Raw genomic sequence first — 25,596 nt, forward strand, 5'->3', positions numbered from 1 at the left:
ATAAGGGTCAGGCGCCGGGTGACCCCGGGCTGACCAGCCCTCTTTCGTACGCCAGGACCACGAGCTGCGCGCGGTCGACCAGGCCGAGGCCGCGCAGCAGCGCGGTGACCTCGTCGGCGACCTCCTGCTCCGGCACGGCGAGCGTCATCGCGATCTGCCGGTTGGTGAAGCCCCGGGCGACGAGCTTGATCAGGTCGATGTCGGAGTCGGACAGCCCTTCCGGCGCCGCCGGGTCGCGCCGCCCGGCGAAGGCCGCGATGAGGTGCGTGGTGACCGCGGGGTCGAGCAGCGCGTCGCCCGCGACGGCCGCCCGGACCGCCGCGATGAGCTGCTCGGGCGCGGAGGTCTTCAGCACGAAGCCGCTCACTCCGGCCCGCAGCGCGGCGTAGAGGTTCTCGTCGGTGCCGAAGGTGGTCATCATGATCACCTTCGGTGGCGCCTCCGTGGCGAGGATCCGCCGGGCCGCCGCCAGGCCGTCCAGGCGCGGCATCTGGATGTCCATGAGCACCACGTCGGGCCGCGCCGACTGGACGAGCGCGATCGCCTGCTCGCCGTTCTCCGCCTCCCCGACGAGGTCGAGCCCCGGCTCGCTGTCGAGGATCACCTTGAGACCGGTGCGCACCAGCGCCTGGTCGTCGGCGATCAGCACGCGCAGGGCCGCCCCTCCCGGCACGGACGGCGCCGGCGGAGTGGTCGGCGAGGGGACCGACGGCTCCACGCCATGCCCGCTCGCAGGCCCGCTCAGCGGCCCGCCGGCGGCAGGACCGGGCGCGTCCAGATGCTCGGCCTGCAGGAGGATGTCCTGCTCCAGCCTCTGCAAGGTGGGGCCGAGGTCGAGCCCGAGTTCGTCGCGCAGCGCCTCCCGGGCCCGGCGCAGCGCACCGAGCGCGTCGCCCTGCCGCCCGGCGCGGTAGAGCGCGAGCGCCAGCAGCCGCCAGGCCTCCTCCCGCAGCGGGTGCGCCGACGCGTGCGCCTCCAGGTCGGGGATCATCGGGCCGGTGCGGCCCAGCCGCAGCGCGGCGTCCGCGCGGCGCTCCACGGCGAGCAGGCGAAGCTCGTCCAGCCGCGTGGCCTCGGTCTGCGCCCAGGCCAGCTCCTGGAACCCGGCGAGCGCGGGCCCGCGCCACAGGGCGAGGGCCGCCTCCATCCGCTCCAGCGTCGCGGCCGGGCCCTCGTGATCGCTCTTGACCAGGTGCTCGAAGTGCCAGGAGTCCACGTCCTCGACGTCCGCCCGCAGCGCGTAGCCGGGCGGGGCCGACACCAGGACCCCGGCCTCCTCGCGCGGCGCGCGGTTCGGTTCGAGCGCCCGCCGCAGCCGGGAGACGTACCCCTGGATCGTGGACAACGCCTGGGCGGGCGGCTCGCCGGGCCACAGCTCGTCGATCAGCACGCTCACCGGTACGGCGCGCCCTCCGGCCACGAGCAACCGGGCGAGCACGGCCTGTTGCCGCTGGCCGCCCAGGTCGAGCGTCTCGCCATTGGTAATCGCTTCGAACGGCCCGAGAGCACGAAAAGTCACCATCGCACGGTAAGCGTAGAGGCAGTGGCCCTCCCGGTCGTGCCGAGCGCCTCTCGGTTGGGTCACGAGGCGGGCGGCGGGCGCTCAGGCGGTGAGCGGGAACCGGGCCTCGACGACCGTGCCGCCGGTGTCGGGGGCGGCGACCACGCAACTTCCGCCCAGCTCGGCCGCGCGCTCGCGCATCGAGGACATGCCGACCCCCGCGCGCAGCCGCGCGGGCGGGCCGATGCCGTCGTCGGCGACCGTCACGCGCAGTTCGCCGCCGTCCCCGGCCGGGGAACGCGTGACGCGGACCTCGACGCGGGTGGCCCGCGCGTGGCGGCGCACGTTGTTCAGCGCCTCCTGCACGATGCGGTACACCGCGACCTCCACGGCGGCGGGCAGCCCGGCGAGATCGCCGTCCACCAGCACCGAGACGTCTTCGACGCCGTCCGTCCCCGCGGGCAGCGTCTCCTCCGCCAGCGTCCGTACGGCTTCCTCCAGACCCAGGTCGTCGAGGGCCGGGGGCCGCAGGCCGTACACGAGCTCGCGGATGTCGCCGGCCACCGCGTCCATGCCGACCCGCAGGTCCCGCAGCAGGTTGTCGGCCGTGTCCGGCGACTTCGCCAGGCTGATCCTGGCCATGTTGATCGTCATCGCCATCGCCCCGAGCGTCTGGCCTAGCCCGTCGTGCAGGTCGCGGCGCAGCCGCCGGCGCTCCTCCTCGCGGGCGGCGAGGATGCGCTCGCGCGAGCGCTGGAGGTCGGCGGCCATCCGCACGGCGTGGGCCACGTCGGCCACGTAGGGGAGCAGCGTGGAGAGCACCCGCTCGTCGTGGGCGGGGGCGAACCGCCGTGTTCCGGGCGGGCCGACGAGCAGCCGGCCCACCGGCTCGCCGTGCCAGACCAGCGGCACCTCGCGCGGCGACGGCCCGACCTGGCCGCTCTCGACGTATCGCGGCCTGCCGTCGGCGATCTCGACGGCGACCCCGTCGACGGCCAGGCCCTCGCGCACGACCGTCACCACCGAGGCGAGCGCCTCACCGGGGTCGGCCCGCCGCACCTCCTGCGTCAGCCGCTCGGCGAGCAGCGCCGGGTCGCCCACCCTGCCGTAGAGCGCGCGATCGACCACCCGCTGCAGGGCGCGGCGCAGCGGCTGGAAGAACGCGCCGGCGAACAGCGCCGCCACGAGGCCGCCCACCTGGTGATATCCGGACAGGACCAGGCTGGAGACCGCCCCGGCCCCGAAGTAGACGGCGCTGATCGTGCCCAGGAGCCCGGCGGTGACGAACGTCCGGCTGATCACCGTGTCGATGCCGTACAGCCGGTAGCGCAGCACCGCGAAGAGGATCGCGAACGGGATGAGCGCCGTCCACAGCGTCGCGGGCAGCCACATCGCGGGGCCGAGCAGGTACAGCGCCACGTACACGGCGAAGACCGACAGCGGCCAGGCGATCTGCCGCCGCGTCACGGGATCGGCGCGCCGCAGCCGGAGCGCGAGCGAGGCCAGCGCCGCCACCACACAGACCTGGATCGCGTACTGCAGGACGTTCCACGCCGTGCCGTAGTACGGGACGAGGCCTCTGACCTGCAGCGGGTTGTGGATCACCGCCGGCCAGTCGTACGCGGCGGGGTCGGGGTCCGGGCGCAGCAGGCCCAGGACGACCTCGGCGAGGGTGGTGACGGCACCGGCGGCGACGACCGCGCGCCAGCGGCGGGAGGGGAGCGTCCCGGTGGGCGAGTAGAGCGGAACCATGACCGCCAGCAGCAGGCCCGACACCGCCCAGCAGACCAACTGGACCGCCCGGGCCGTGATGGCCGCTCCCATCTCGCCCTGCGACGCCCAGTGGAACATCAGCGCCGTGAAGGCCACGTTGCCCGACCCCAGCAGGCCGCCCACGCAGATCAGCCAGGCCATGCTGAACCGGGGCCGCTGGGACACCAGGAACGCTCCCGTGAGCGGGAACGTGAGCGCGACGCCGAAGTCCGGCGTCAACGGGGGGTGCGGCTGCCATTCCGCGGGGATCCGCACCTGGACCAGCACCCCCACGAGGGTCAGGACCAGTGCCACGGCCGCCATCACCCAGGCCACCGTCCGCGCGGGAAAGGCTGGGGGGTTCTCGTCCATCCTGCGATGGATTATGTCCTGTCCCGTTCCGCTCTGACCAGGAAACGGCTGGGGCGTGCGTCTCCGCAGGCCTACGTCGTCTGCGCGGGCCTACGCCGTCTGGGCGGCGCGGCGGCGGACGGCGCGGCCGATGAGGAGCTGGCCGACCGTCGCGAGGAGGCCGAGGCCGCCGAACAGGGGCCACACCAGCCCGGGGGCGGCCGCCAGCAGCCGGGTGCCCACCAGCGGCGCGAGCAGGGAGCCGGCCGACCAGGCCAGGCCGTACAGACCCGAGTAACGCCCGCGCAGGTGAGGTGGCGCGAGCGCCGCGACGATCGCGCCAGGGATCCCGGCCGTGAGCACCTCGCCGAGCGTCCAGACGGCCACCGCCGCCGCGTGCCCGGCCGCCGACGACGCCAGCGAGGTCAGCGCGAACCCGAGCCCGACGAGCGCGAACCCGGCCGCGAGCACCTTGGACGAGTCGAACCTGGCCAGCCACGCGTTCGTGAGCGGCTGGACGACCACGATCAGCAGGCCGTTGACCGCCATCGCCATGCCGTACGCGCTCGTGGGCAGCCCCTGCCCGGTCATGGCGAGCGGCAGCGTGCTGTACGCCTGCAGGTAGACCAGCGCGTAGGCCAGGTTGGCCAGCACGAAGACCAGCATGAGCCGGTCGCGCAGCACGTCGGCGAACCGGCCGGGCTGCGCGTCCTCGCGTGCCGGGCGGGTCTCCGGGATCGCCCGCCACACGAGGAGGCCGAAGACCAGGCAGGTGACGGCGTCCACCCAGAACAGCACGGTGAAGCCCGAGCGGGCGAGCCACCCGCCCGCCACCATGGCGACGGAGAAGCCGAGGTTGATGGCCCAGAACAGCAGCCCGAACGCCCGCGGCCGGTCCTCCGGCGGCACCAGGTCGGCGACGATCGCCTGAGAGGCCGGGCGGTAGGCGTCCACCACGATGCCCAGTACGAACATGCCCACGACGAGCCCCGGCACGCTGGTCGTGTAGCCGAGCGCGATCATGGTGACGGCCGTGGCGACCATGCCGCCCGTGAGCGTGGCCCGGCGCCCGAGACGGTCGGCCAGCCATCCGGCGACCGGCTGCGACAGCAGCGATCCCACGCCGAACATCGTCATCACCAGCCCGGCGGTGGCGAGGGAGACGCCGCGCGCCTGCGTGAGGTAGATGCCGATGAACGGCTCCACCATCGTGCCGAGCCGGTTGACGAACGTTCCGCCGAACAACACCCAGAACGGACGGGGCAGGCCGCCGACCTTCGACTGGATGAAGCCGGGCCTGCTGATCACAGTGGTCACGGCGTCCACCCTTGGACAATCGGGATGCGTCGTGCCAATCTTTTAGCCCTGGCTGAAACATGGGGGAGCGGCCGTGGCGGTGGAGTGGCGGTTCACGCCGGACGACGTGGCGCGGCTGCGCTTCGCGTTCTCCCCGATGTGGGAGCTGGTCGCCAGCCTCCGGGTGCTGCGCGCCCCCGGCCGCCACTCGCTGCACCTGCCGTGGCTGCGGGCCGTACGGCCGCGCCTGCGTGAGGTGGATCTCAGGGATCTGTTCGCGCTGGTCCCGGTGAGCGGCTACATACCCGACTTCCTCACCCCGACGCCCGACACCCCGCTGCCGGACTTCGCCGCCGAGCTGGAGCGGGTGCGCGCCACGCCGCCCGCCACGGCGTACGAGGAGATGGTCTGGGTGCAGACGCCCGATCCCGCGGCGCTGCGGCGGTTCGCCGACGACCCGGCGGAGGGCGTGCGGCGGGTGGCCGGCCAGCTGCGGGAGTACTGGTCGGTCGCGTTCGAGGAGTTCTGGCCAGGGATCCGCGCGCTGCTGGAGGCCGACGTCATGTGGCGCGCCCGCACGCTGGCGGCCGGGGGAGTGCGCGAGCTGTTCGCCGACCTGCACCCGGGCGTCGCCTGGCACGGCGACCGGCTCGTCACGGCCAAGAACTGCGCCTACGACGGCGACCTCGGCGGGGACGGCCTCGTCCTCGTGCCGAGCGCCTTCTCCTGGCCCGACGTCTGGGTGATGTACGAGCCGTACCTGCCGATGCTGTGCTACCCAGCGCGGGGCGTCGGGACGCTGTGGTCGGACGGCACGCCCTGCACGCCCGAGGCGCTGGCCGCGCTCATCGGCCGCACCCGGGCGCAGGTGCTCACCGCGCTGGCCGAGCCCGGCTCGACCACCGGGCTCGCCCGGCGGCTCGGCCTCACGCCCGGCGCGGTCAGCCAGCACCTCGCCGTGCTGTCCGACGCGGGCCTGGTGGCGCGGCGGCGGCTCGGCCGCGAGGTGCTCTACCGGCGGACACCCGTCGGCGAGTCGCTCGCCGCCGTCTGCTGATCAACCCCTGCTGATCAACCCCTGCTGATCACCTCAGGCCGGGCGGGGCGGGCACGGCGGGCAGCCGGGCGGTGACCGTCGTGCCGCGGCCGGGTTCGGAGGTGACGGCGCAGGTGCCGCCCAGCTCGGCCGCCCGCTCGGCCATCGAGCTCATGCCCACGCCCGACCTGCGGCCCGCCGGCAGTCCCACGCCGTCGTCGGCCACGACGACCCGCAGTTCGCCGTTCCTGTGCAGGACCACCCGCACCCGCCGGGCCCGCGCGTGCTTGCGCGCGTTGGTCAGCGCCTCCTGCACGATCCGGTAGGCCGCCACCTCCACCGCCGCGGGCAGCCCGGTCATGTCCCCGGTCACCTCGACCTCCGCGACCGACTCCTCACCGGCGACCAGGCCGGGGCGCGCCTCCTCCGCCAATGCCCGTACGGCTCCCGCCAGTCCCAGGTCGTCGAGCGCGGGAGGACGCAGGCCGTACACGAGCTGCCGGACGTCGGCGGTGACGCTGTTCATGCCCTCGCGCAGGTCCCGCAGCAGAATGTCGGCCGTCTCCGGGGACCGTTCCAGGTTGTGGCGCGCCATGTTGATCGTCATCGCCATCGACGCCAGCGTCTGCCCGAGCCCGTCGTGCAGGTCGCGGCGCAGCCGCCGCCGCTCCTCCTCTCTGGCCGTCAGGATGCGCTCGCGGGAGCGTTGTAGCGCGGTGGTCAGCGACACCGTGTGCGCGGCGTCGGCGACGTACGGCGCCAGCACCGCGATCACGCGCTCGTCGTGGGCGGCGGGGAAGCGGCGTCCGCCCGGCGGGCCGATGAGCAGGCGGCCGACCGGCTCGCCGTGCCAGACCAGCGGCATCTCCCGCGCCACGGGACCGGGCCGCCCGCTCGTCGTGACGGTGCCGTCGATCTCCACCGCGATGCCCGTGACCGACAGGCCCTCGCGCAGCACCTCCAGGGCCGCCAGCAGGGCGTGCGCGGGGTCGGCGTGCTGCAGCCGCCGCCGCAACCCGGCGGCGAGGGCGAGCGGGTCGCCGCCCCTGCCGTACAGCGCGCGGTCGACGAGGCGCTGCAGGCCGCCCCGGATCGGATGGAAGAACGCCCCGGCGAACAGGGCCGCGGCCAGGCCGGCGAACCGGTCGACCCCGGACAGGATCAGGCTGGAGCCCGCCCCGACGAGCACGTAGACGGCGGCCACGACGCCGACCAGGCCCGCGCCGACGAGGGCCCTGCTGATCAGCGTGTCGATGCCGTACAGCCGGTAGCGCAGCACGGCGACCGCGATCGCGGCCGGCACCAGCGGGAGCGTGAGCGAGGCCGTCCACCAGACCGGTTGACCGATCACCCAGGGGATCACCACCCCGGCCATGGTCACCAGGGGCCACAGGATCTGGCGGCGCTCGATCCCGTCCGCGCGGTTGAAGCGGACGACGAGCGAGGAGAACGCCAGCGCCATGCCCACCGCGACGACCGCGTGCATCACCTGCCGCGTGCCCTGGTAGTACGGCGCGAAGGCCGCCACCTCCAGCGCGTTGTAGCCGGTGCGCACGCTCGACGGGGCGATCAGCGAGCACAGCCAGTCGAGGGCGAGTGCCGTGGCGGTCACGCCCCCGGGCACGCACCACCGCTTGGACAGGATGCGCCCGGTGGGATAGAGCAGCGGCAGCAGCACGCCGAGCGCGTACGTCGTGAGGTTCCACACGCCGTCGGCGAACACCCACAGCGGGTGGACCAGCGGATGGCCGCCGCTGTGGACGAGCAGGGTCGCCGTGTTGGCGGCGAGGATGTTGGCGGCCGAGCCCAGGCCGCCCAGGCACAGCAGCCAGCCGAGCAGCAGCCGGGGCCGCGAGATCACCAGCAGCGCGCCGAAGATCGGGAACGTCGTGCCCGCCACGTCCTCGGGCGCGAACGGCAGCGGCGTGTAGGGGGCGTCGGGCAACTGGGCGGTCACCCAGATGTCGGCGAGCTCCAGGCAGATCGCCACGCCCGCGATCGCCACCGCGACGGCGGGCCCGAGCGCCCGCACCCGGCCCGGCCAGTCGAGCGCCCGCAGCCGCAGGAGCCGGGGTTCCGCGGAGTCGAGCAGCGGTCGTGCCACGGACGTGGGCTCCTTCGGGTCGTGCACCGGCATGCCGGGAAGGTACAGCGCGCGGGTCGACACCCGATCAACGCCGGATCAACAGCAACGACGACCCGGTCATGGTTTTTGTTCGCTGTGATCTATATCACCTTCTCCGTCCGCCCTCCGGCGCGCCGTCGCCGTCCCGGGTCCGCGGTGATCTCCAGGACAGCCGGCTCACACTCCCTCGTAACCCCTGTGAAACACTCAGGAGGCAGACTGGTAGGCGACCAGACCTGTAACTCCGTGAGGTACGCCTTGGACCGCCAGCAGGAATTCGTGCTCCGCACGCTCGAAGAGCGAGACATCCGGTTCATCCGGCTGTGGTTCACCGACGTGCTCGGTTTCCTGAAGTCGGTGGCGATAGCGCCGGCCGAGTTGGAGGGCGCGTTCGCCGAGGGCATCGGCTTCGACGGCTCGGCGATCGAGGGCTTCTCGCGGGTCTACGAGTCGGACATGCTGGCCAAGCCCGACCCGTCGACGTTCCAGATCCTGCCGTGGCGCAGCGAGTCGCCGGGCGCCGCCCGCATGTTCTGCGACATCCTGATGCCGGACGGCTCGCCGTCGCACGCCGACCCGCGCTTCGTGCTCAAGCGGACGCTGGCCAAGGCGGCCGACATGGGCTTCACGTTCTACACCCACCCCGAGGTGGAGTTCTTCCTGCTGCGCAACCGGCCGGAGAAGGGCGACAAGCCCCAGCCCATAGACGAGGGCGGCTACTTCGACCACACCCCGCACAGCGCGGGCCACGACTTCCGCCGCAACGCGATCATGATGCTGGAGTCGATGGGCATCTCGGTGGAGTTCAGCCACCACGAGGGCGCGCCGGGCCAGCAGGAGATCGACCTCCGCTACGCCGACGCGCTGACCACGGCCGACAACATCATGACGTTCCGGCTGGTCATGAAGGAGGTGGCGCTGGAGCAGGGCGTGTGGGCCTCGTTCATGCCCAAGCCGTTCACGGACTACCCCGGGTCCGGCATGCACACGCACATGTCGCTGTTCGAGGGCGACCGCAACGCCTTCTACGAGCCCGGCGCCGACTACCAGCTCTCCAAGATCGGCCGGTCGTTCATCGGCGGCCTGCTCCGGCACGCGGCGGAGATCACCGCCGTGTGCAACCAGTGGGTCAACTCCTACAAGCGGCTGTGGGGCGGCGCCGAGGCGATCGCCGGCGCCGGCGGGGAGGCCCCCGCGTACATCTGCTGGGGGCACAACAACCGCTCCGCGCTCGTGCGCGTGCCCATGTACAAGCCGCACAAGGGCGGCTCGACCCGCATCGAGTTCCGGTCGCTTGACTCCTCCTGCAACCCCTACCTCGCCTTCGCCGTCATCCTGGCCGCCGGGCTGAAGGGCATCGAGGAGGGGTACGAGATGCCGCCGGGCGCCGAGGACGACGTGTGGGCGCTGACCAGCGCGGAGCGGCGGGCGCTCGGCATCCAGCCGCTGCCCCAGTCGCTGGACGAGGCGATCGCGGCGATGGAGCACAGCGAGCTGGTCGCGGAGACGCTGGGCGAGCACGTCTTCGACTACTTCCTGCGCAACAAGCGCGCGGAGTGGCAGGATTACCGTCGCCAGGTGACCGAGTACGAACTCGGCCGCTACCTGCCCGTGCTCTGACGGAGATCGCTCCGTCACCGCGGTGTTACAGCCTGCAAATCTTTCTGACACTCCCGTCTGTTTGGCTGGTCCCTACGCCGGAACAGTAAAATCGGTTCACTTGTTACGACTTTTACGGGTGAGCCGTATCAAGACGTGACTCAGGGAGGGCGTGGGCCATATGACGGCGGCTGCGGCGCTGCAGACCGTTCTGACCGTACCGAAGCGTTTCCGGGGACCCGAGGGCACCGCCAACGGCGGCTGGATCGCGGGCACCCTCGCCGGCACGCTGACGGGGGGCGGTCACGACGCGCCGGTGGAGGTCACCCTTCGCAGACCGGTCCCGCTGGAGACCGACCTGTCGGTCGAGCACGTCGGCAACGCCGTCGTCCTCAGCCAGGGCGGCGGCCACCTCGTCGAGGCGATCCCCGTCGCCGAGACGCTGACGCCGCCGCCGTTCGTGCGGTTCACGGACGCGGCCCGCGCGGAGGCGGGCTTCCCCGGCAGGCACGGCCACGCCATCGCGGGCTGCTTCGCCTGCGGGCTGCGTGAGCCGGGCGACGGGCTGCGGATCTTCCCCGGCCCGGTGGAGAACCCCGTGGACGGCGGCGAGCTCGTGGCCGCCGGCTGGCGGGTCCCGTTCAACGTGACCGACGAGCAGGGCGTGGTCCCCGACTCGATCGTCTGGGCGGCGCTGGACTGCGCCACCGGGTGGGCGCACTACCGTAGCTTCCCGGACCGGCGGCCCATCCAGCCCCCGCTGCTCGGGCGGCTGACCGGGCAGGTGTTCCGCCGGGTCTACCCGATGGGCCGATACTCGGTCGTGGCGCGGGCGGAAGGCCGCGACGGCCGCAAACTGTTCGGCACGAGCGCGGTCTACGAGGTGGACGGCGCGCTCGTCGCCGCCGCCAAGGCCACCTGGATCCTGCCCCGCCAGTGACCCGGCCCGGCCGGTGATCCCGCCCTGTCGCACGTCACGCGGCGCCGGCCGGATGGTCCCGGGGATCGTGACCACCGGCCGGCGGAGCCTCGCTCAGGACGGGCCGCAGGACAGGGCCGACGTCAGGCGGCCGAGGATCTCGTCCAGGATCGCCGGGCTCGTGGCGAAGTTGAGCCGTGCGAACCCGGCGGTGTCCACCGGCGTCTCCTGCGCGAACTCGGCGCCCTCGGCCAGCTTGACCCCCGCCTCGCGCTCCAGGCGCTCGGCGGGGGCGACGCCCCCGAGCGGCGTGCCGGTGAAGTCGAACCAGCTCAGGTAGGTGGCCTGCGGCGAGTGGTAGCCGAGGTCCCACGGCAGGTCCGCGGCCCACCGCTCGACCGTCCTCCGGTTGCGCTCCAGCGTCCGCATCAGGCCGGCGTGCCAGTCCGCCGACTCCCGCCACGCCGCGACCGTGGCCGCCCGGCCCACGATGGCCGGCGTGCCGAAGTAGTCGTACGGCATGCGCGACAGCGTCTCCCACACGCCTTCGTGCCCGACGTGGGCGACGGCGCAGCGCAGCCCGGCGATGTTGAACGTCTTCGTGGCGGAGGTCGCGGTGATCGTCCGCGCCGCCGCCGCGGGCCCGAGCGAGGCGAACGGGACGTGGCGGTGCGGCGCGTAGGCGAGGTCGGCGTGGATCTCGTCCGAGACGACCACCAGGTCCAGTTCCTCGGCCGCTTCGGCGAGCGCCTCCAGCTCCTCCCGGGTGAAGACCCGTCCGGTCGGGTTGTGCGGGTTGACGAGCACGAGCATCCGGCAGCCCGCCGCCCGCAGCCGATCGGTCAGCCCCTCGGCCGCGAAGCCCCAGCCGTTTCCGGTCCGTGTCATGGGCAGCGGCACGATCCGGCGTCCCGCCCGCGCGATGCTCGCCAGGAACGGCGGATAGGACGGCACGTGGACCGCCACCCCGTCGCCGGGCCGGGTGGCGTGCTCGACCATCACCTGGAGGATCTGGATCAGGTCGGTCAGCACGCGGACGCGCCCCGAACGCGGCGTCCAGCCGTGCCGCGCGGCCATCCGCTCCGCGAACGCCTCGGCCACCGGGTCCTCGCCCCGCCAGAACGGATAGCCGAAGTCCTCCCGTTCGGCCAGCCGGATCACGCACTCCCGTACGGCCGGCGGCACGCCGAAGTCCATGTCGGCGACCCACGCGCCGAGGACGCCGGGCGTCAGGGAGCCCCACTTGACGCCGTACCCGGACCGCAGCCGGTCGACGTCGACGTGGGCGAAGGGGTCGCGGGTCATGATCGTCCTTTCGTCCCGGAGCCGGCCACGGAGGCGACTCCGGAGCCGGTCGTGGAGCCGGTCGCGGAGGCGAGGATCCAGTCGCGCAGGATCTCCATCTGGCCGTGGTGCTGGGCCAGCTCCTCGTACACGTGCAGGAGCGCGGCCCCCTGGGTCAGCTCGCGAGCGGGCCCGAGGAACGCGGCGGGCGGCGTGCCCCGCAGCGGCTCGGCCGGCCGCGCGGCCCGCACGTCCAACGCCAGCCGGTCGCGTACGGCGGCGGCCCGTTCGAGCAGGGGCCCGACGGGCCCGGCGGCGGCGAACTCCGCGTCGCGGTCCCGGACCACCTCCCGGCCCGCCACAAGCGCGCCCGCCCAGTACGTGACCACGCCGAGGCAGTGGGTGAGCAGGGCATGGGGAGAGTTCGCGCCGGGGAAGGGCGGCCGGACGTTGGCGAGGTCGTCGCCCAGCTCGGCGACGATGCCGGCCATCCCGTCGAGGGCACGGCAGGCGAAGTAGAGGTAGTCGTCTTCGTCGATCACCGCGACCTCCGATGGCGTCACTGGTTCAGGGGGTGACGATGGGACGGCGTGCCGGCCAGCTTCTTGCGCACCACGAAGTCGGGGCCGAGCCGTACGGGAAGTCGTCCTGCTCGCCGTCGAGCAGCGCGTCCACGGTTCTGGCCCACGACGCGGCGGACTCGTCGTAGTAGTGCCAGTCGAGCAGATCGGTCCTGACGTGGGTCCAGCCGGGGTGTCCGCGGGGGTGTCCTCGGCGCGGGTGCGAGAGTGCGCCCGCCCCGAGTGCACCCGCCTGTTCGTCGACCGCTCACGGGGCGGCACCCGGCACTGGTGCGGCATGGAGGAGTGCGGCAACCGGGTCAAGGCCGCCAACTACCGCTCCCGCAAGAAGGGATGAGCGCTCACCCCGTGAGGCGGGCGGCCACGACCGCGGCGCAGCGGGGGTCGAACAGGATCGTGTAGTGGTTGCAGTCCGGCACGACCTCGTCGCGCAGGCCGGGCAGGACGGCGGCCCACCGCGCGGTGAGGTCGTCCGGGAGCATCCCGACGTCCTGGTTCAGCAGCCCGCGCGGCGCGCGGAGCAGGAGCGGCGCCGGCTCGACGGCCTTGAGCGCCGTCCCGATCGCCTCGTGCTCGGTGAGCAGCCAGCGGCCGTCCTGCCGTACGGCGTCCTCGCGGGCGCGCGAGCGGACGGCGCCGTCCGGCCCGGCGGCGTCGTAGCGGACGTAGTCCTCGATGAGCGGGGACCAGTCGCCGGCGAGCGCGGGATGGGCGCGGAAGAAGTCGAGGTAGGCGTCCACGCTCGGATAGGTCTGGGAGAGCCGGACGATGGCCGGCCCGAGCGTCGCCTCCAGCACCTCGTCGGGGTCGGCGCCGGGCGGCAGCGGCAGCGGCAGGCCGCCGTCAACCAGCACCACCCGGGCGTAGCGGCGCCGCGCGCCGTGCAGGGCCGCGACGTAGGCGCCCATCGAATGCCCGGTGAGCACGCTCGTGCCGTCCGCGCCCACGTGCTCTGCGACCCGTTCCAGGTCCTCGGCATGCCGGTCCAGGCCGTACGGGCCGGGTAGATCGGCGCTGTGGCCGCGCCCGCGCAGGTCCACCGCGACCAGCGACCAGCCGGGCGGCAGCGCCTCGGCCACCGCCCGCCACGCCATGAGGGAGGCGGTGATGCCGTGCGCCGCGATGATCAGGCGGGGACCGCCGCCGAACCTGGCGATCCGCAGCCGTCCGCCGGGGACGGCGACCTCATCGATGTTCATGGTTCGGACTGTACGGTACGACCTTCTCAGGTATCGCCTGTCCCGATATGTGTCTTTAAGCTCTCCCATATGGGTGAACGTCTGATCGTCATCGAGCACGAGGCCGACGCCGGCCTGGGCTTCTTCGCGGGATGGCTGGAGGCCGCCGGAGTCGAGGTCGAGATCGTCCGGCCGTACAAGGGGGAGCCCGTGCCCGGACGCGCCGCCGGCGGGCTGCTGGTCCTCGGCGGCTCCGCGGCGGCCTGGGACGACGAGGGGTACGGCTGGCTGCCGGCAACCAGGGACCTGATCGCCCGCGCCGTGGACGAGGGCGTGCCGACGCTCGGCATCTGCCTCGGCGCCCAGCTCATGACCATGGCGTGCGGCGGGACCGTCGAGCGCGGCGACGCGGGCCTGGAGATCGGCCTGGGGGAGATCGAGCCGCTGCCCGAGGCCGCCGCCGACCCGCTGCTGTCGGCGCTGCCGTCCGGCCCGGTCCGGGCGGTCCAGTACCACTACGACGCCATGACCACCCTGCCCGAGGGCGCCGTACGGCTGGCCACCGGCACGCGGTACGCCAACCAGGCGTACCGGCTCGGCGACCGGGCCTGGGCCGTGCAGTTCCACCCCGAGGCCACGCCCGCGATCTTCGCGTCCTGGACCGGCGGCGGGGAACTGCCGCCCGAGCGCGCCGAGGAGCTGAACGCGCAGGTCGAGGCGGCCGGAGACGAGCTCGAGCGCACCTGGAGGCCGGTGGCCGAGGCGTTCGCGGCCCGGCTCGCCCGGCGCTGAACCGGGCTGAACCGCGCTGATCGGGCTGACATGGGCTGACATGGGCGGAGGAGCGCGCGGGGAAAACCCGTGATGGGCCGATTACGCAGAGAAACCGCTAAGGACGCGCACAAGGCGGAGGGTTAGCGTGTGCGCTGAGCCCGGCACGCGCCGGGCGGCGACATCCAAGGTCGGCCTCCCGGTAGGGGCCGATCTCTGCGAGGAGGCTTCCGACCCATGTGTACGGTTACTGGGAAGGTTCGTCTCGGGGGGCCGACGTGATCGACGTCGGGGTGGAGGAAGGAACGGTGAACGCCGCGCCTCGGATACAGACGACGGCAGGGCGCCTGGCGGCGCTCGGATTCGCCGACGGTGCGCGGGCCGAACGGCTGCTCGACGAGCTCGGCCCCGAGGCGGTCGGCGACTTCGCGCTGCTCGACGACATCGTCAGGGCCGCCGACCCGGATCTGGCGCTCACCACGCTGAGCCGTCTGGTGGAGCGGGACCCGAGCGTGCTCGGGGCGTTCCGCGCCGACCCGGACCTGCGCCGCAGGGTGCTCGGCGTGTTCGGGCTCAGCGCGGCGCTCGGCGAGCACGTCGTACGGCACCCGGAGTGCCTGACGCCGATCCAGTGGACGCGGTGGCCCACGCTCGGCGACCTGCGTGAGGAGATGCTGCTCGCGGTCGGGGCGGACCCGGACGCGGCCGAGCCCGTCGCCGAGCCCGTGGCCGAGCCCGTGGCCGAAGGGGTGACCGCCGGGCCGGGCACGTCGGGACCGGTGATGGAGGCGCTGCGCGTCGCCTACCGTAACCGCCTGCTGCACCTGGCCACGCGGGACGTGACGGGTGAGTGCACCCTCGCCGAGGCCGCCGCCGCGCTGGCCGACCTCGCCTCGGCCGCGCTGGAGGCCGCCCTCGCCATCGCCAGGGCCGAGGTGGCCGACGCGGGCGACGTGCGGCTGGCCGTCATCGGCATGGGCAAGTGCGGGGCCCGCGAGCTGAACTACATCTCCGACGTCGACGTCGTCTTCGTGGCCGAGCCCAAGGAAGGCGTGGACGAGACCAAGGCGCTGCAGACCGCCACGCGCCTCGCGCAGGGCATGATGCGGGCCTGCTCGGCGAGCACCCCCGAGGGCGCGCTGTGGGAGGTGGACGCCAACCTGCGCCCGGAGGGCAAGATGGGCCCGCTCGTGCGCAGCATGGAAAGCCACCTCGCCTACTACCGCAGGTGGGCCAAGACCTGGGAGTTCCAGGCGCTGCTCAAGGCGCGCCCGGTCGCGGGCGACCTGGAGCTCGGCCAGGAGTACGTCGCCGCGGTCAACGAGCTGGTCTGGCAGGCCGCCGCCCGGCCGCACTTCGTGGAGGACGTGCAGTCGATGCGCCGCCGGGTGGAGGCGCACGTGCCCGCGGGCGAGGCCGACCGGCAGATCAAGCTCGGGCCCGGCGGGCTGCGGGACATCGAGTTCGCCGTCCAGCTCCTCCAGCTCGTGCACGGCCGCTCCGACCCGCTGCTGCGCCGCAGGGCCACGCTGTCGGCCCTCGCCGCCCTCTCCAGGGGAGGCTACGTCGGGCGCGACGACGCCAAGGCGCTCGCCGAGGCCTACACCTTCCTGCGCCAGGTCGAGCACATGCTCCAGCTCCACCGGCTGCGCCGCACCCACGTGGTGCCGTCGGACACCGCCGACCTGCGGCGGCTCGGCCGGGGGCTGGGCATGACGACCGACCCGGTGGGGGAGTTCACCACCACCTGGAAGCGGCACGCGCTGGAGGTGCGGCGGCTCCACGAGAAGCTGTTCTACCGCCCGCTGCTGCAGGCCGTCGCCCGGCTGCCGGAGACCGAGGCCCGCCTGTCCACGGCCGCCGCCACCGCGCGGCTGAAGGCGCTCGGCTACGCCGACCCCGAGGGCGCGCTGCGTCACATCGCCGCGCTCACCAGCGGCGTCTCCCGCCGGGCGGCCATCCAGCGGACGCTGCTGCCGGTCATGCTCGGCTGGTTCGCCGACGCCCCCGACCCGGACGCCGGCCTGCTCGGCTTCCGTCAGGTGAGCGACAAGCTCGGCACCACGCCGTGGTATCTGCGCCTGCTGCGCGACGAGACCGCCGCGGCCGACCGCCTCGCCCACCTGCTCGGCACCAGCAAGTACGTCACCGGGCTGCTGCTGCACGCCCCCGAGGCCGTCGCGATGCTGGGCTCGCCCGCCGAGCTGGCCGTACGGCCCGCCGCGACGCTCGCCGCCGAGGCCGCCGCCGCCGTGGGCCGCCACGCGGAGGACGCCGAGAACGCCGTCGCCGCCGTCCGGGCGCTGCGCCGCAGGGAACTGCTGCGTACGGCCTGTGCCGACCTGTCGGGATTGATCGACATCGAGGAGGTCGGCCAGGCGCTTTCGTCGCTGAACGACGTCACGATCCAGGCGGCGCTGGACACGGCGATCAACAAGGTCACGCTGGAGCGGCGGGCCCCGTTCCCGACGCGGATGGCCGTGATCGCCATGGGCCGCCTGGGCGGCCTGGAGAGCTCCTACGCCAGCGACGCCGACGTCATGTTCGTGCACGCGCCGCTGCAAGGGGCGGCCGAGCGGGACGCGGCCGTGGCCGCCCACGCGGTGGCCGAGGAGACCCGGAGACTGCTCGCGCTGCCCGCCCCCGACCCGCCGCTGCAGCTCGACGCGGGCCTGCGGCCGGAGGGGCGGCAGGGGCCGCTCGTGCGCACGATCGCCTCCTATCGGGCCTACTACGACCGCTGGGCCTCGCACTGGGAGGCCCAGGCGCTGCTGCGGGCCCGGTTCTGCGCGGGCGACGCCGAACTCGGCCGCGAGTTCGTCGCGCTCGTCGAGCCGCTGCGCTACCCGGCCGAGGGCATCTCCGCGGACGCCGTACGCGAGATCCGCAAGCTCAAGGCGCGCATGGAGGCCGAGCGGCTGCCGCGCGGGGCCGACCCGGCCCTGCACACCAAGCTCGGCAGGGGCGGGCTGAGCGACGTGGAGTGGGTGGCCCAGCTCATCCAGTTGCGGCACGCGGGAGCCGTACCCGCGCTGCGTACGACGCGCACCCTGGACGCGCTGCGCGCGGCGGCGGGGGAGGGCCTGCTCGACCCGGCCGACGAGGAGGTGCTCGCACAGGCGTGGCTGTTCGCCTCGCGAATCCGCGACGCCCTCATGCTGGTGCGCGGCCGGGCGGCCGACAGCATTCCCACTCCCGTCAAGGAGCGCGTGCTGCTCGCTCGGGCGCTCGGTTATCCGCCCGAGGGCACCGAGGACTTCGTCGAGGACTACCGGCGCGCCACCCGGCGGGCCAGGACCGTGGTGGAGCGCGTCTTCTACGAGGACTGAGTCCGGGCAAGAGCCCGAGCGAGGGTGATTGCCGCCTTGGCGCGCGGCTTGTTCCGTATGACGTATATGTATGCGGATCGGAGCGTTGCCATCGCAGCCCGTAACGTGTATCAACGGGTGCGGGTGATCTCTTTGATCTCGTATTACGCGGACCTGGCCATCGGGCTGATCCTGGCCTTCCTGCTGCTGTCGCTTCTCGTCAGCGGCATCAACGAGGGCATCGTCAGGCTGCTCGGAATCCGCAGCAAGTTCCTGTGGGCGTACCTGCGCGACACCCTCGACGGCGCGGAGACGGCGGACGGGACCTCCCGGCTCGACCGGATCCTGGACGCGCTCAAGAGGTTCGGCCGCAAGGCGCGGACCCCGCTGACGCAGGCGGCGTCGCCGGAGGAGGGCCGCTCGCGCCTGCCCGCCAGCGTGCTGGGGGTGTTCGCGCGGCTGCCGTTCGGCCGGGACCCGCGGCCCGCGTTCAGTCAGCAGCCGCCACCCGTGGAGAGCCCGCCGCTCGCCGCCGCCGCAGACTCCGTGGCCGCTGAGCAGATGGCCGCTGAGCAGATGGCCGCTGAGCAGATGGCGGCCGAGCAGATGACGGCCGGGCAGGCGACGGCTTCGGCCGAGGCCCCGGCGGGCGCGTCGGCGGACCCCGCGCACCCCGCAGGACAGGCCGATCCCGAGGAGACCGCCGTCCTCACGGTGGACCCGGCGGCGGTCGGCGTGCTGCCGCCGGGCCAGGGCAAGTCGATGGCCGAACTGCTCCACGAGCGGCTGCAGGAGATCGACCACGCCAAGCGGGGAAGGACGAGCATCGCCGACATCCCGCCCGCGCGCTTCGCCGTCGCCGTGATGGAGATCGCCACCGAGCACGGCGGCGTGGAGGCTCTCATGCGGGACCTCGACGCGCTCAAGAGCCCCTTCTCCCGCCCGCTCAAGGCCGTGTGGGACAGGGCGAGCCACGACCTGGAGGCGTTCCGCCGCGGCGTTGAGGACTGGTTCGACGGCGAGATGGAGCGGCTCAGCCTGCTCTACCGCCGCTACGTCCGCTGGGTCCTCGTCGCGCTCGGCCTCGTCGTGACGCTGGTGTTCAGCATGGACTCCCTGGAGTACGGCAAGACCCTGCTGCGCGACAACGCCTACCGCAGCGCGGTGACCGCCTTCGGCCAGTCGGGCCCCCAGGCGCTGGAACCGCTGCGCGAGCAGTGCGAGCCGGGCCAGGACCCGTACGCGTGCGTCACCGACGTGCTGAGCACCCCGGCGTTCGTGAAGATCTTCACGTACGCCCCGGTGAGCGTCACCATGGACGCGGCCGACGGTCCGGCGTGGGCCTGGCACGGCGGGGGCTGGTGGCAGCGCCTCACGTCGCCGGGCCACTGGCCGGGGTTCCTCATCACGCTGATCGCCCTGTTGTTCGGCGCGCCGTTCTGGTGGGACATCCTGCGCCGCGTGAGCGGCCTGCGCGCCCGGACCTCCGGCTCCACCCCCTCCTGACCGGCGGCGCCGCACGCCGCGGGGTGAGGCCGCGATATCCGGTTGCGGCGGCCGATCACCGTGCGTACGGTCGGCCGGGTGCGTGGGCGAGGGGCGGCCGGGTCGCTGTGGCGGCACCGGGACTTCATGCTGCTGTGGAGCGGCCACACGGTGAGCCTGTTCGGTTCGCAGATCAGCTGGATCGCCCTGCCGATGGTCGCGGTCGCCGGGCTGCGCGCCACCACGTTCGAGGTGGCGGTGCTGGGGGCCATGAGCACGCTGCCGGCACTGGTCGTCTCGCTCCCGGCCGGCGTGCTGGCCGACCGTCACCGCAGGCGGCGACTCATGATCGCCTGCGACGCCGGATCCGCGCTGGTCATGGCGTCGGTGCCGATCGCCGCCGTGGCGGGCCGGGTCACGATGGCCCAACTCTACGCGGTCACCCTGGTCGTCGGCGCGCTCGGCGTGGTTTTCGGCACCGCGGCCGGCAGCCTGACGCCGGTGCTGCTCGGCGGAGACCGGCTCACCGATGCCAACGCCAAGATGAACACCGCGCGCGGCCTGGCCGAGATGGCCGGGCCGAGCGTCGGAGGTTTCCTGGTGGGGCTCGTCGGCGCCGCCCGCGCGGTCGCCGCGGACGCCCTCTCGTACGCCGTGAGCGCCGCGGCCCTGGCGTCGATGCGCCTGCGGGAGCCGAAGCCCGAGCGCTCCCCGCTCCGCGGGCGCTTCCTCGGCGAGATCGCCGAGGGGCTGCGGTTCGTGCTCGCCCAGCCGGTGCTGCGCGTGCTCGCCCTCTCCGGGGCGGTCAGCGCCGTGCTGCTGCGCGGGATCAGCTCGATGTGGCTGCTGTACGTCGTGCGGGAGCTGGGCTGGAGCGCCCGGGCGGCCGGGCTCGTCTACGGCCTGAGCCTCGTCGGCGGGGTCGCCGGGAGCATGGTGGCCGGGCGGGTGACGGCCAGGTTCGGCATCGGCCGCGTGATCGTCCTGGGCGCCCTGCTGTCGGCCCCCTTCGAGCTGGTCACCCCTCTCGTGCCGCCCGGCCTGGCCGGCCAGTGGACCGTCGGGCTGGTCTTCACCTTCCTGACGGCCGCCGGGATGGTCCAGATGACCGCGGCCCAGACCGCGCGCCAACTGCTGTGCCCGCCCGGCATGCTGGGCCGGATCAACGGCTCCACCCACTTCATGCAGGCGGGCCTGCTGCCGCTCGGGCCGCTCCTGGCCGGCGCCCTGGGCTCCTGGATCGGCCTGCGCCCCGCCCTCATCATCCTGGGCGGCGCGACCCTGCTGTGGCCGCTCCTGCTGTTCCTGTCACCCGTACGCACCGTGGATGTGAGATGACCATGATGGACGACGACCGGTCGCGGCTGCCCCGGCGGCTCGCGACGCGCTACTTCGAGATGTGGAACACCGGCGACGCCTCGGCGGCCGAGGAGATCCTGAGCCCGGCCTGGGCCGATCACGCGCATCCCGAGGTGGCCGGGCCGAAGGGCGTGCGGGAAGCGGTCGAACGCATCCGCGGCGCGCAGCCGGACCTCCGGTTCCGGATCGACGCCGTCCTCGGGGAGGGCGACCTGGTGGCGGTCGTCGGGAACGCCGGCCGCGGCCAGGACGCGGACGGCACCCCGCTGGTCTGGCTCATCCGCGTCGAGGACGGCCTGCTCGCCGAGATGTGGACCTACCGCGACATCGGCGGGTGATCGGTGACGTCCGTGCACCCCGCAGCCGCTGCTCCCGTTCGGCCAGCGCCGGCGTGACGCTGTGGGGGTGGCGGGCCGGCATGGTGCCCAGCAGGTCGGCCCCGGCCATCCCGATCGAGGCGCCCATCCCGGCGTACAGCGTCACGCACCAGGCCGCGTCGCCGACGAGCACCACCCGGCCCCGGTGCCGGCACCCGTCCATGTGCACCTGCTCGACCGAGTCGAACAGCACCTGCTCGGCCGACTCCAGCGCGTCCAGCGCCGCCCCCAGCACCGGGTCCGTCGGCTCCGGCCCGAACACCTCACGCAGGCGTCCCGGACTTCTGCGGCCGGTCAGGGCTCGAGGTCGGTGACTCCTCTTCCGCTCGACATGTCGAGCGGCACGGAAACCTGGTCGTGCGCGATGAGCCATTCGCCGTCGGTCTTCCGCAAGCAGAAAGTGCCCCGGACCCACATGCCGCTCGTCGCCGTCCCGTTCCTCAGCGTGCCGCTGAGCCGGCCGAAGCAGTGACCGAATGCCACCTCGTCGCCCACGGTGAGGGTCAGATCGCGAACCTCGTAATCCACATCCTGGAAGAACTCGAACACGTTCGCCCAGTTCTTCAGTTTCGCGTCGACCCCCACATGCTGCAGCGGCGGCTCGACGTCGAAGGACACGACGTCCGTGGCGTAGAGCCGCTTCAGGCCTTCGAGATCCTTGGCCCGGATCCCTTCGACGATCCTGCCGATCTGCCGCCTGACCCTGGCTTCGTCTTCTTCGCGTCGCGTAGGCATCGCTACCCGTCCCTTCGGTTCGGTGTCTCTCGCTACTTCGACCGGACAGCACCCGGAAATGTCAGGCCGGCAAGTCGCGCCCACCTCGCGAACCGATCAGGGGGTGTCTCCTGGGGGTCGCCGGTGGTCCAGTCCCAGTTGGTGATCGTGGTGCGCATCAGCCGGGCGGCGCTCGACAGGTGGCTGTCGGCGCCCCAGTAGAGGGTGACCGTGCGACGGCAGCCGGGGCTGTCGACGGCGATCCAGGCGACGGGGGCACGAGGGTCGCCGCGGCGCGCGAAGCCGGGGACCAGGCCGGGACGAGGCCGCCGATCCGGACGCCGGAGAAGTCGACGACCACGTCCACACGAGGACATGGGCATGATGGCCAACCTCGAGATCGTCTAGGCCGTCCGGCCCCGTCAGCCGATTCAGGCCACCTTCGAGGACGGAGCGGTCCAGGTGTTGCAGGCCCCGGGGTCGCCGGACGTGAAGCCCTCGTTGGCCCAGTAAGTGATCGACTTCCTGTTACCGCCGTACTTGCCCGCCCAGCCGCGCAGATAGTAGAGCAGATCGTCCCAGTCCTCGCGGGCACGCCGGAAGGACTTCCAGAAGCTTCGCAGGGAGGCTCCGGCGAAGCAGTAGCCCTGGAGACTGTATCGCCGGGTCTGCTCGGCGAGTTCGGCCTTGTTCCGGTAGTCGACGTCGAGCCAGGCCCGGTAGATGCCGGCGACGTTCTGCATGTGTTCGCCGTACTTCATCGCCAGGAGGTTGAACAGGTAGAGATCACCCGGCTCCTCCAAGAGGCCCTTCGAAAGCACGATCAGGATGGTGTGCGACGCGTCGCAGTAGTAGGAGTCCCAATCGCCCTTGTGCCACTTGGCGCCGCAGTACTTCGCCGGCACCTTGGTGGCGTACGTGAGCTTCACCCGGGACTGCTTCAGACCCGCCTGCTTCAATTCAGCGGTCCAGGAGCGGTTGAGGCAATTCAGTACCTCGTTCAGATAGACCTTGGCCGACCTCGCGTCCGCCTTCTTCACCGGTCTTTCCCGGCAGTCGGTGTCAGGCAAGGGTCCCGCGCCGTACAGGCGGTTGTCCGTGAGGGTCCTGTTCTTGATCGGATGGGCGGCGGCCGTGCCGGAGACGGCCGGGACGAGCCCCAGTGCCACGGAACCGGCGAGCGCGATCTTGGCGAGTTTCACGGACGACGAGGCTAGGCCACCGGAAAGTCCACCGGAAGTCCTTTTGTGAATATCGATCCGCTGGTTTCGCGTGTGGCATGGAGATGTATAACGGGGCGTCGGCAGTCGAAAGCGGATATGGAGCGTGCATGGTCATCAGACGCGCCGGACCGGCGGACGCGGAGGCGATCGCCGCCGTCCACGTCCGGTCGTGGCAGGCCGCCTATCCGGGACTCATGCCCCAGGCCCATCTCGACGGGCTCACGCCGGCCACGCGCCTGCCCGTCTGGAAGCGGCTGCTGGGGGAGTCCTCTCCACGGCGTACGGAGGTGCTCGTGGCGGAGGCGGACCGCTCCGTCGTCGGGTTCGCCTCGTTCGGCCCCAGCCGGGACGACGACGTCGATCCGGCCTCGGTGGCGGAGATCTCGGCGATCTACCTGATGCCCGAGGCATGGGGCGCCGGGGTCGGCGGGCGTCTCATGGCGGCCGCGCTGGACAGCCTCGCCGCCGCCGGTTATGAGCAGGCCACCCTCTGGGTCGTCGATGGGAACGCCCGTGCCCGGCGGTTCTACGAACGTGGCGGCTGGCGCCCCGACGGCGCCGTACAGCGGGACGAGTCGGACGGCTTCCCGCTGACCGAGGTCCGCTACCGCCGGACCCTGCGCCGTTGACCCATCGGCCGGCCTGGTGATAGATCCTTGTGCAGCGTCGCGGTGCACCCGGCAAGGAGACCGCCGAGGGCATGGAGGCGCCAGCACAAGGGACGACCTTGACGACATCGCATGGACGCCTGGTGGCGTTCGGCAACCAGCTGATCGACGTACACATCTGGCTCCGCGAGGAGCTCGCGGCGCTGCGCGAGGACATCGACGCCTATCTGGCCGGCGGTGCGCGCCCCCGCGAGCTGCGTGCCCACTGCCTGGCCTTCTGCGCCGCGCTGAACCGCCACCACACCGGTGAGGACGACGGCGCGTTCCCCGAGCTCGACCGGCGGTTCCCCGAACTGCGTCCGGTGCTGGAGGAACTACGCCGCGACCACCGCCTGGTGGAGGACTCCCTCCGAAGGCTCCAGGCTCTCGCCGGCCGCCTGGACCGGGCGACGGACCCCGCCGACGTGCACCGTGAGCTGGACAGCCTGGCCGCGCTGATGGAGACGCACTTCGTCTACGAGGAGAAGCGGATCGTCTCGGCACTCAACGCGCTGGACGCGCCGGACTGGCACCGCTCCCGTCCCGAGTTCCTGCGTACGGACGGGGAGCGCTAGCGGCCGGGCTTCGTCCAGGTCAGGGAGTACCGGCGGAGCACATGCCGGCGGTAGCGCACGCCGGGCAGCAGGCGGCGTGCCGCGGCCCGCACCTGCCCGTAGCTCATCCGCGGTTCGGCCACCGGCATCCCCTCGGGCCCCCGCGCGCGGCGCAGCACCTTCGTGACCCGTACGACGGGAGCGGCCGCGATCGTCGCCGCCCACTCCGCGGGGGACGCCTCGCGGGCCAGGCCGACCACCACCAGCGTGCCGCCGGGGCGCAGCAGTTCGCGCATCCGGGTGAGGGCCGCGTCGAAGTCCATGTGGTGGATCGTGGACACCGAACAGACGAAGTCGTACTCCTCGGCGGGCAGGACGGCGGTGAGGAAGTCGCCCTCGACGAAGGTGGGCTCCGGCCGGCCGGCCGACAGCTCGCGGGCACGCGCGATCATCTCCGGCGAGCTGTCGACGCCGGTGACGCGCTTGGCCCGGCCGGTCAGCTTCCGCGCGAGCAGTCCGTCCCCGCAGCCGACGTCCAGCGCGTCACCGCACCCTTCGGGGACGGCCCGGAGGATGCCCGGGTGGCGGGCGACGTTGGTGTTCCAGTACGGATCCGAGTCGGCCTGGCGCATCGGATCATCGTAGGGCGGGCGTCATGACGAAGTCCCGGAATCGGGTGGCGGGGGCGGCCGGGGCGTGGTCCGTACGCCAGGTGAGGCCGATGGTGCGGCGGGCGGCCTCCGCCGCGATCCTGACGCCGACGGTGCCGGACTGGCCGGCGAAGGGCTCGGGAACGATGGCCACGCCGAGCCCGGCCGCGACCAGGCCCTCGATGGTCGCGAGGTCCTGGCTCTCGAAGGAGACGGCGGGGGACACCCCGGCGGCGCGCAGCAGCGCGTCGACCAGGGCCCGGTAGCCGAAGCCGACCGGCGTGGTGACGAGTTCCTCGTCCGCCAGCTCCTGGAGTTCCACCTCCTCCCGGTCGCGCAGCCGGTGGCTCGGCGGCACGACGAGCACCAGCCGCTCCTCCTGCAGGGGATGCCAGCCGAAGTCCCCGGGCGGGCGTGGGGAGGTGATCGCGAGGTCGGCGGCCCCGGCGCGCAGGTCCTGGACGATCTCGTGCGCCGGTTCCTGGCGCAGCAGGATGCGCATCCGGGGGGCGTGCTCGTGGAAGGAGCGCAACAGCCGCGGGACGAGGGAGGTGGCGATGGAGTCGAGGAAGGCCAGGCGCACCACGCCGGTGTCCGGGTCGAGCAGGCTCCGGAGATCGGCCAGCAGCTGCTCGTAGCGTGCCGTGAGGTCGCGCGCGGCCGCCACCACGAGCCTCCCGTTGGGCGTCAGGTGGACCCCGTCCGGTGCGCGCTCGAACACCCGGGTGCCGAGCTCGGTCTCCACGCGGGCGAGGGCGCGCGAGAGCGTCGGCTGGCTGGTGCGGAGGATGGCGGCGGTGTCGGTCACGTGCTGGTGGTCGGCGAGGGCGACCAGCCAGGACAGGTCCCGGAGCAGCATGCCCGCCATCATACGCATCGCGTATCG

24 protein-coding genes are annotated in these 25,596 nt (G+C 72.9%); 11 read left to right on the forward strand and 13 right to left on the reverse strand.

The window, feature by feature from the left end:
• Positions 1-7: 7 nt before the first annotated feature.
• The 3 genes from FLW16_RS45870 to FLW16_RS00525 all read right to left on the reverse strand — a co-directional run bounded on the left by FLW16_RS45870 (position 8) and on the right by FLW16_RS00525 (position 4,921).
• Positions 8-1,522, reverse strand: coding sequence for a BTAD domain-containing putative transcriptional regulator (locus FLW16_RS45870; RefSeq protein ID WP_142556497.1), 1,515 nt, complete (start codon positions 1,520-1,522; stop codon positions 8-10).
• Between the two features lie 81 nt (positions 1,523-1,603).
• Positions 1,604-3,625, reverse strand: a complete 2,022-nt coding sequence (locus tag FLW16_RS00520) for a sensor histidine kinase (protein WP_142556498.1) — start codon at positions 3,623-3,625, stop codon at positions 1,604-1,606.
• Positions 3,626-3,715: 90 nt separating this feature from the next.
• Complete coding sequence (locus FLW16_RS00525; RefSeq protein ID WP_221890827.1) at positions 3,716-4,921, reverse strand: MFS transporter; 1,206 nt, start codon at positions 4,919-4,921, stop codon at positions 3,716-3,718.
• 73 nt (positions 4,922-4,994) lie between these two features.
• Here FLW16_RS00525 and FLW16_RS00530 point away from each other — a divergent pair, with 73 nt between their 5' ends.
• Positions 4,995-5,957, forward strand: coding sequence for a DUF5937 family protein (locus tag FLW16_RS00530; protein ID WP_142556499.1), 963 nt, complete (start codon positions 4,995-4,997; stop codon positions 5,955-5,957).
• Positions 5,958-5,985: 28 nt separating this feature from the next.
• Here FLW16_RS00530 and FLW16_RS00535 read toward each other — a convergent pair whose 3' ends face one another.
• Positions 5,986-8,073 (reverse strand): sensor histidine kinase, encoded by a 2,088-nt coding sequence (locus FLW16_RS00535; protein WP_142556500.1) that lies wholly within the window; start codon positions 8,071-8,073, stop codon positions 5,986-5,988.
• A 246-nt stretch (positions 8,074-8,319) separates the two neighbouring features.
• Between FLW16_RS00535 and glnA the strand changes: the two genes are divergently transcribed.
• Together glnA and FLW16_RS00545 are read left to right on the forward strand one after the other, a co-directional pair.
• Entirely contained in the window at positions 8,320-9,681 is a 1,362-nt protein-coding gene (gene glnA / locus FLW16_RS00540) for a type I glutamate--ammonia ligase (RefSeq protein WP_142557264.1), read from the forward strand.
• Between the two features lie 160 nt (positions 9,682-9,841).
• On the forward strand, positions 9,842-10,600 hold the full coding sequence (locus FLW16_RS00545) for a hypothetical protein (protein WP_142556501.1): 759 nt from the start codon (positions 9,842-9,844) through the stop codon (positions 10,598-10,600).
• 93 nt (positions 10,601-10,693) lie between these two features.
• On the opposite strand, the gene FLW16_RS00550 is transcribed toward FLW16_RS00545, so the two are convergent.
• Both FLW16_RS00550 and FLW16_RS00555 read right to left on the reverse strand, forming a co-directional pair.
• Positions 10,694-11,884, reverse strand: a complete 1,191-nt coding sequence (locus FLW16_RS00550) for a MalY/PatB family protein (RefSeq protein WP_260614722.1) — start codon at positions 11,882-11,884, stop codon at positions 10,694-10,696.
• A complete protein-coding gene (locus FLW16_RS00555) occupies positions 11,881-12,405 on the reverse strand; it encodes a DinB family protein (protein ID WP_142556502.1) in 525 nt (174 codons plus the stop codon). The genes FLW16_RS00550 and FLW16_RS00555 overlap by 4 nt, the downstream gene beginning before the upstream one ends.
• Before the next feature lie 169 nt (positions 12,406-12,574).
• Between FLW16_RS00555 and FLW16_RS44880 the strand changes: the two genes are divergently transcribed.
• Positions 12,575-12,781 carry a CGNR zinc finger domain-containing protein gene (locus tag FLW16_RS44880; RefSeq protein WP_260614723.1) on the forward strand — a complete coding sequence of 69 codons (207 nt, stop codon included), beginning with the start codon at positions 12,575-12,577 and terminating at the stop codon, positions 12,779-12,781.
• Positions 12,782-12,785: 4 nt separating this feature from the next.
• Here the strand turns inward: FLW16_RS44880 and FLW16_RS00565 are convergent, their stop codons facing one another.
• A complete protein-coding gene (locus FLW16_RS00565; protein ID WP_142556503.1) occupies positions 12,786-13,643 on the reverse strand; it encodes an alpha/beta hydrolase in 858 nt (285 codons plus the stop codon).
• A 69-nt stretch (positions 13,644-13,712) separates the two neighbouring features.
• Between FLW16_RS00565 and FLW16_RS00570 the strand changes: the two genes are divergently transcribed.
• The 5 genes from FLW16_RS00570 to FLW16_RS00590 all read left to right on the forward strand — a co-directional run bounded on the left by FLW16_RS00570 (position 13,713) and on the right by FLW16_RS00590 (position 20,883).
• Complete coding sequence (locus FLW16_RS00570) at positions 13,713-14,414, forward strand: type 1 glutamine amidotransferase (RefSeq protein ID WP_142556504.1); 702 nt, start codon at positions 13,713-13,715, stop codon at positions 14,412-14,414.
• Positions 14,415-14,701: 287 nt separating this feature from the next.
• Positions 14,702-17,722 (forward strand): bifunctional [glutamine synthetase] adenylyltransferase/[glutamine synthetase]-adenylyl-L-tyrosine phosphorylase, encoded by a 3,021-nt coding sequence (locus FLW16_RS00575; RefSeq protein ID WP_142556505.1) that lies wholly within the window; start codon positions 14,702-14,704, stop codon positions 17,720-17,722.
• Between the two features lie 123 nt (positions 17,723-17,845).
• The gene (locus FLW16_RS43295; protein WP_185949188.1) at positions 17,846-19,207 is read left to right on the forward strand and encodes a hypothetical protein; all 1,362 of its coding nucleotides are present in this window, start codon (positions 17,846-17,848) and stop codon (positions 19,205-19,207) included.
• Positions 19,208-19,285: 78 nt separating this feature from the next.
• On the forward strand, positions 19,286-20,524 hold the full coding sequence (locus FLW16_RS00585; protein WP_142556506.1) for an MFS transporter: 1,239 nt from the start codon (positions 19,286-19,288) through the stop codon (positions 20,522-20,524).
• On the forward strand, positions 20,521-20,883 hold the full coding sequence (locus tag FLW16_RS00590) for an ester cyclase (RefSeq protein ID WP_142556507.1): 363 nt from the start codon (positions 20,521-20,523) through the stop codon (positions 20,881-20,883). The genes FLW16_RS00585 and FLW16_RS00590 overlap by 4 nt, the downstream gene beginning before the upstream one ends.
• Here the strand turns inward: FLW16_RS00590 and FLW16_RS00595 are convergent.
• The 4 genes from FLW16_RS00595 to FLW16_RS00610 are packed head-to-tail and all read right to left on the reverse strand — an operon-like array spanning position 20,822 to position 22,838.
• Complete coding sequence (locus FLW16_RS00595) at positions 20,822-21,184, reverse strand: hypothetical protein (RefSeq protein ID WP_221890828.1); 363 nt, start codon at positions 21,182-21,184, stop codon at positions 20,822-20,824. The genes FLW16_RS00590 and FLW16_RS00595 overlap by 62 nt on opposite strands.
• 32 nt (positions 21,185-21,216) lie before the next feature.
• A complete protein-coding gene (locus tag FLW16_RS00600) occupies positions 21,217-21,657 on the reverse strand; it encodes a nuclear transport factor 2 family protein (RefSeq protein ID WP_142556508.1) in 441 nt (146 codons plus the stop codon).
• Between the two features lie 32 nt (positions 21,658-21,689).
• Entirely contained in the window at positions 21,690-22,019 is a 330-nt protein-coding gene (locus FLW16_RS00605) for a hypothetical protein (RefSeq protein ID WP_142556509.1), read from the reverse strand.
• A 48-nt stretch (positions 22,020-22,067) separates the two neighbouring features.
• Positions 22,068-22,838, reverse strand: a complete 771-nt coding sequence (locus FLW16_RS00610) for a hypothetical protein (RefSeq protein ID WP_142556510.1) — start codon at positions 22,836-22,838, stop codon at positions 22,068-22,070.
• A gap of 128 nt (positions 22,839-22,966) precedes the next feature.
• Here FLW16_RS00610 and FLW16_RS00615 point away from each other — a divergent pair, with 128 nt between their 5' ends.
• On the forward strand, positions 22,967-23,488 hold the full coding sequence (locus FLW16_RS00615; protein WP_142556511.1) for a GNAT family N-acetyltransferase: 522 nt from the start codon (positions 22,967-22,969) through the stop codon (positions 23,486-23,488).
• A 98-nt stretch (positions 23,489-23,586) separates the two neighbouring features.
• Complete coding sequence (locus FLW16_RS00620; RefSeq protein WP_260614725.1) at positions 23,587-24,081, forward strand: hemerythrin domain-containing protein; 495 nt, start codon at positions 23,587-23,589, stop codon at positions 24,079-24,081.
• Here the strand turns inward: FLW16_RS00620 and FLW16_RS00625 are convergent.
• Together FLW16_RS00625 and FLW16_RS00630 are read right to left on the reverse strand one after the other, a co-directional pair.
• Entirely contained in the window at positions 24,078-24,692 is a 615-nt protein-coding gene (locus FLW16_RS00625; protein ID WP_142556513.1) for a bifunctional 2-polyprenyl-6-hydroxyphenol methylase/3-demethylubiquinol 3-O-methyltransferase UbiG, read from the reverse strand. The two genes, FLW16_RS00620 and FLW16_RS00625, sit on opposite strands and share 4 nt — an antisense overlap.
• A gap of 4 nt (positions 24,693-24,696) precedes the next feature.
• Entirely contained in the window at positions 24,697-25,569 is an 873-nt protein-coding gene (locus FLW16_RS00630) for a LysR family transcriptional regulator (RefSeq protein WP_142556514.1), read from the reverse strand.
• Positions 25,570-25,596: the final 27 nt, after the last annotated feature.

This window comes from Microbispora sp. KK1-11, assembly GCF_006874435.1.
Classification (GTDB): Bacteria; Actinomycetota; Actinomycetes; order Streptosporangiales; family Streptosporangiaceae; genus Microbispora; species Microbispora catharanthi.

Excerpts from the sequence above, each read along its gene's own strand:
- FLW16_RS45870 (WP_142556497.1), bottom strand. The coding sequence starts at position 1,522 with ATGGTGACTTTTCGTGCTCTCGGGCCGTTCGAAGCGATTACCAATGGC.
- FLW16_RS00520 (WP_142556498.1), bottom strand. The coding sequence starts at position 3,625 with ATGGACGAGAACCCCCCAGCCTTTCCCGCGCGGACGGTGGCCTGGGTG.
- FLW16_RS00535 (WP_142556500.1), bottom strand. The coding sequence starts at position 8,073 with ATGCCGGTGCACGACCCGAAGGAGCCCACGTCCGTGGCACGACCGCTG.
- FLW16_RS00545 (WP_142556501.1), top strand. The coding sequence starts at position 9,842 with ATGACGGCGGCTGCGGCGCTGCAGACCGTTCTGACCGTACCGAAGCGT.
- FLW16_RS00550 (WP_260614722.1), bottom strand. The coding sequence starts at position 11,884 with ATGACCCGCGACCCCTTCGCCCACGTCGACGTCGACCGGCTGCGGTCC.
- FLW16_RS00565 (WP_142556503.1), bottom strand. The coding sequence starts at position 13,643 with ATGAACATCGATGAGGTCGCCGTCCCCGGCGGACGGCTGCGGATCGCC.
- FLW16_RS00570 (WP_142556504.1), top strand. The coding sequence starts at position 13,713 with ATGGGTGAACGTCTGATCGTCATCGAGCACGAGGCCGACGCCGGCCTG.
- FLW16_RS00590 (WP_142556507.1), top strand. The coding sequence starts at position 20,521 with ATGACCATGATGGACGACGACCGGTCGCGGCTGCCCCGGCGGCTCGCG.
- FLW16_RS00600 (WP_142556508.1), bottom strand. The coding sequence starts at position 21,657 with ATGCCTACGCGACGCGAAGAAGACGAAGCCAGGGTCAGGCGGCAGATC.
- FLW16_RS00605 (WP_142556509.1), bottom strand. The coding sequence starts at position 22,019 with ATGCCCATGTCCTCGTGTGGACGTGGTCGTCGACTTCTCCGGCGTCCG.
- FLW16_RS00615 (WP_142556511.1), top strand. The coding sequence starts at position 22,967 with ATGGTCATCAGACGCGCCGGACCGGCGGACGCGGAGGCGATCGCCGCC.
- FLW16_RS00625 (WP_142556513.1), bottom strand. The coding sequence starts at position 24,692 with ATGCGCCAGGCCGACTCGGATCCGTACTGGAACACCAACGTCGCCCGC.
- FLW16_RS00630 (WP_142556514.1), bottom strand. The coding sequence starts at position 25,569 with ATGCTGCTCCGGGACCTGTCCTGGCTGGTCGCCCTCGCCGACCACCAG.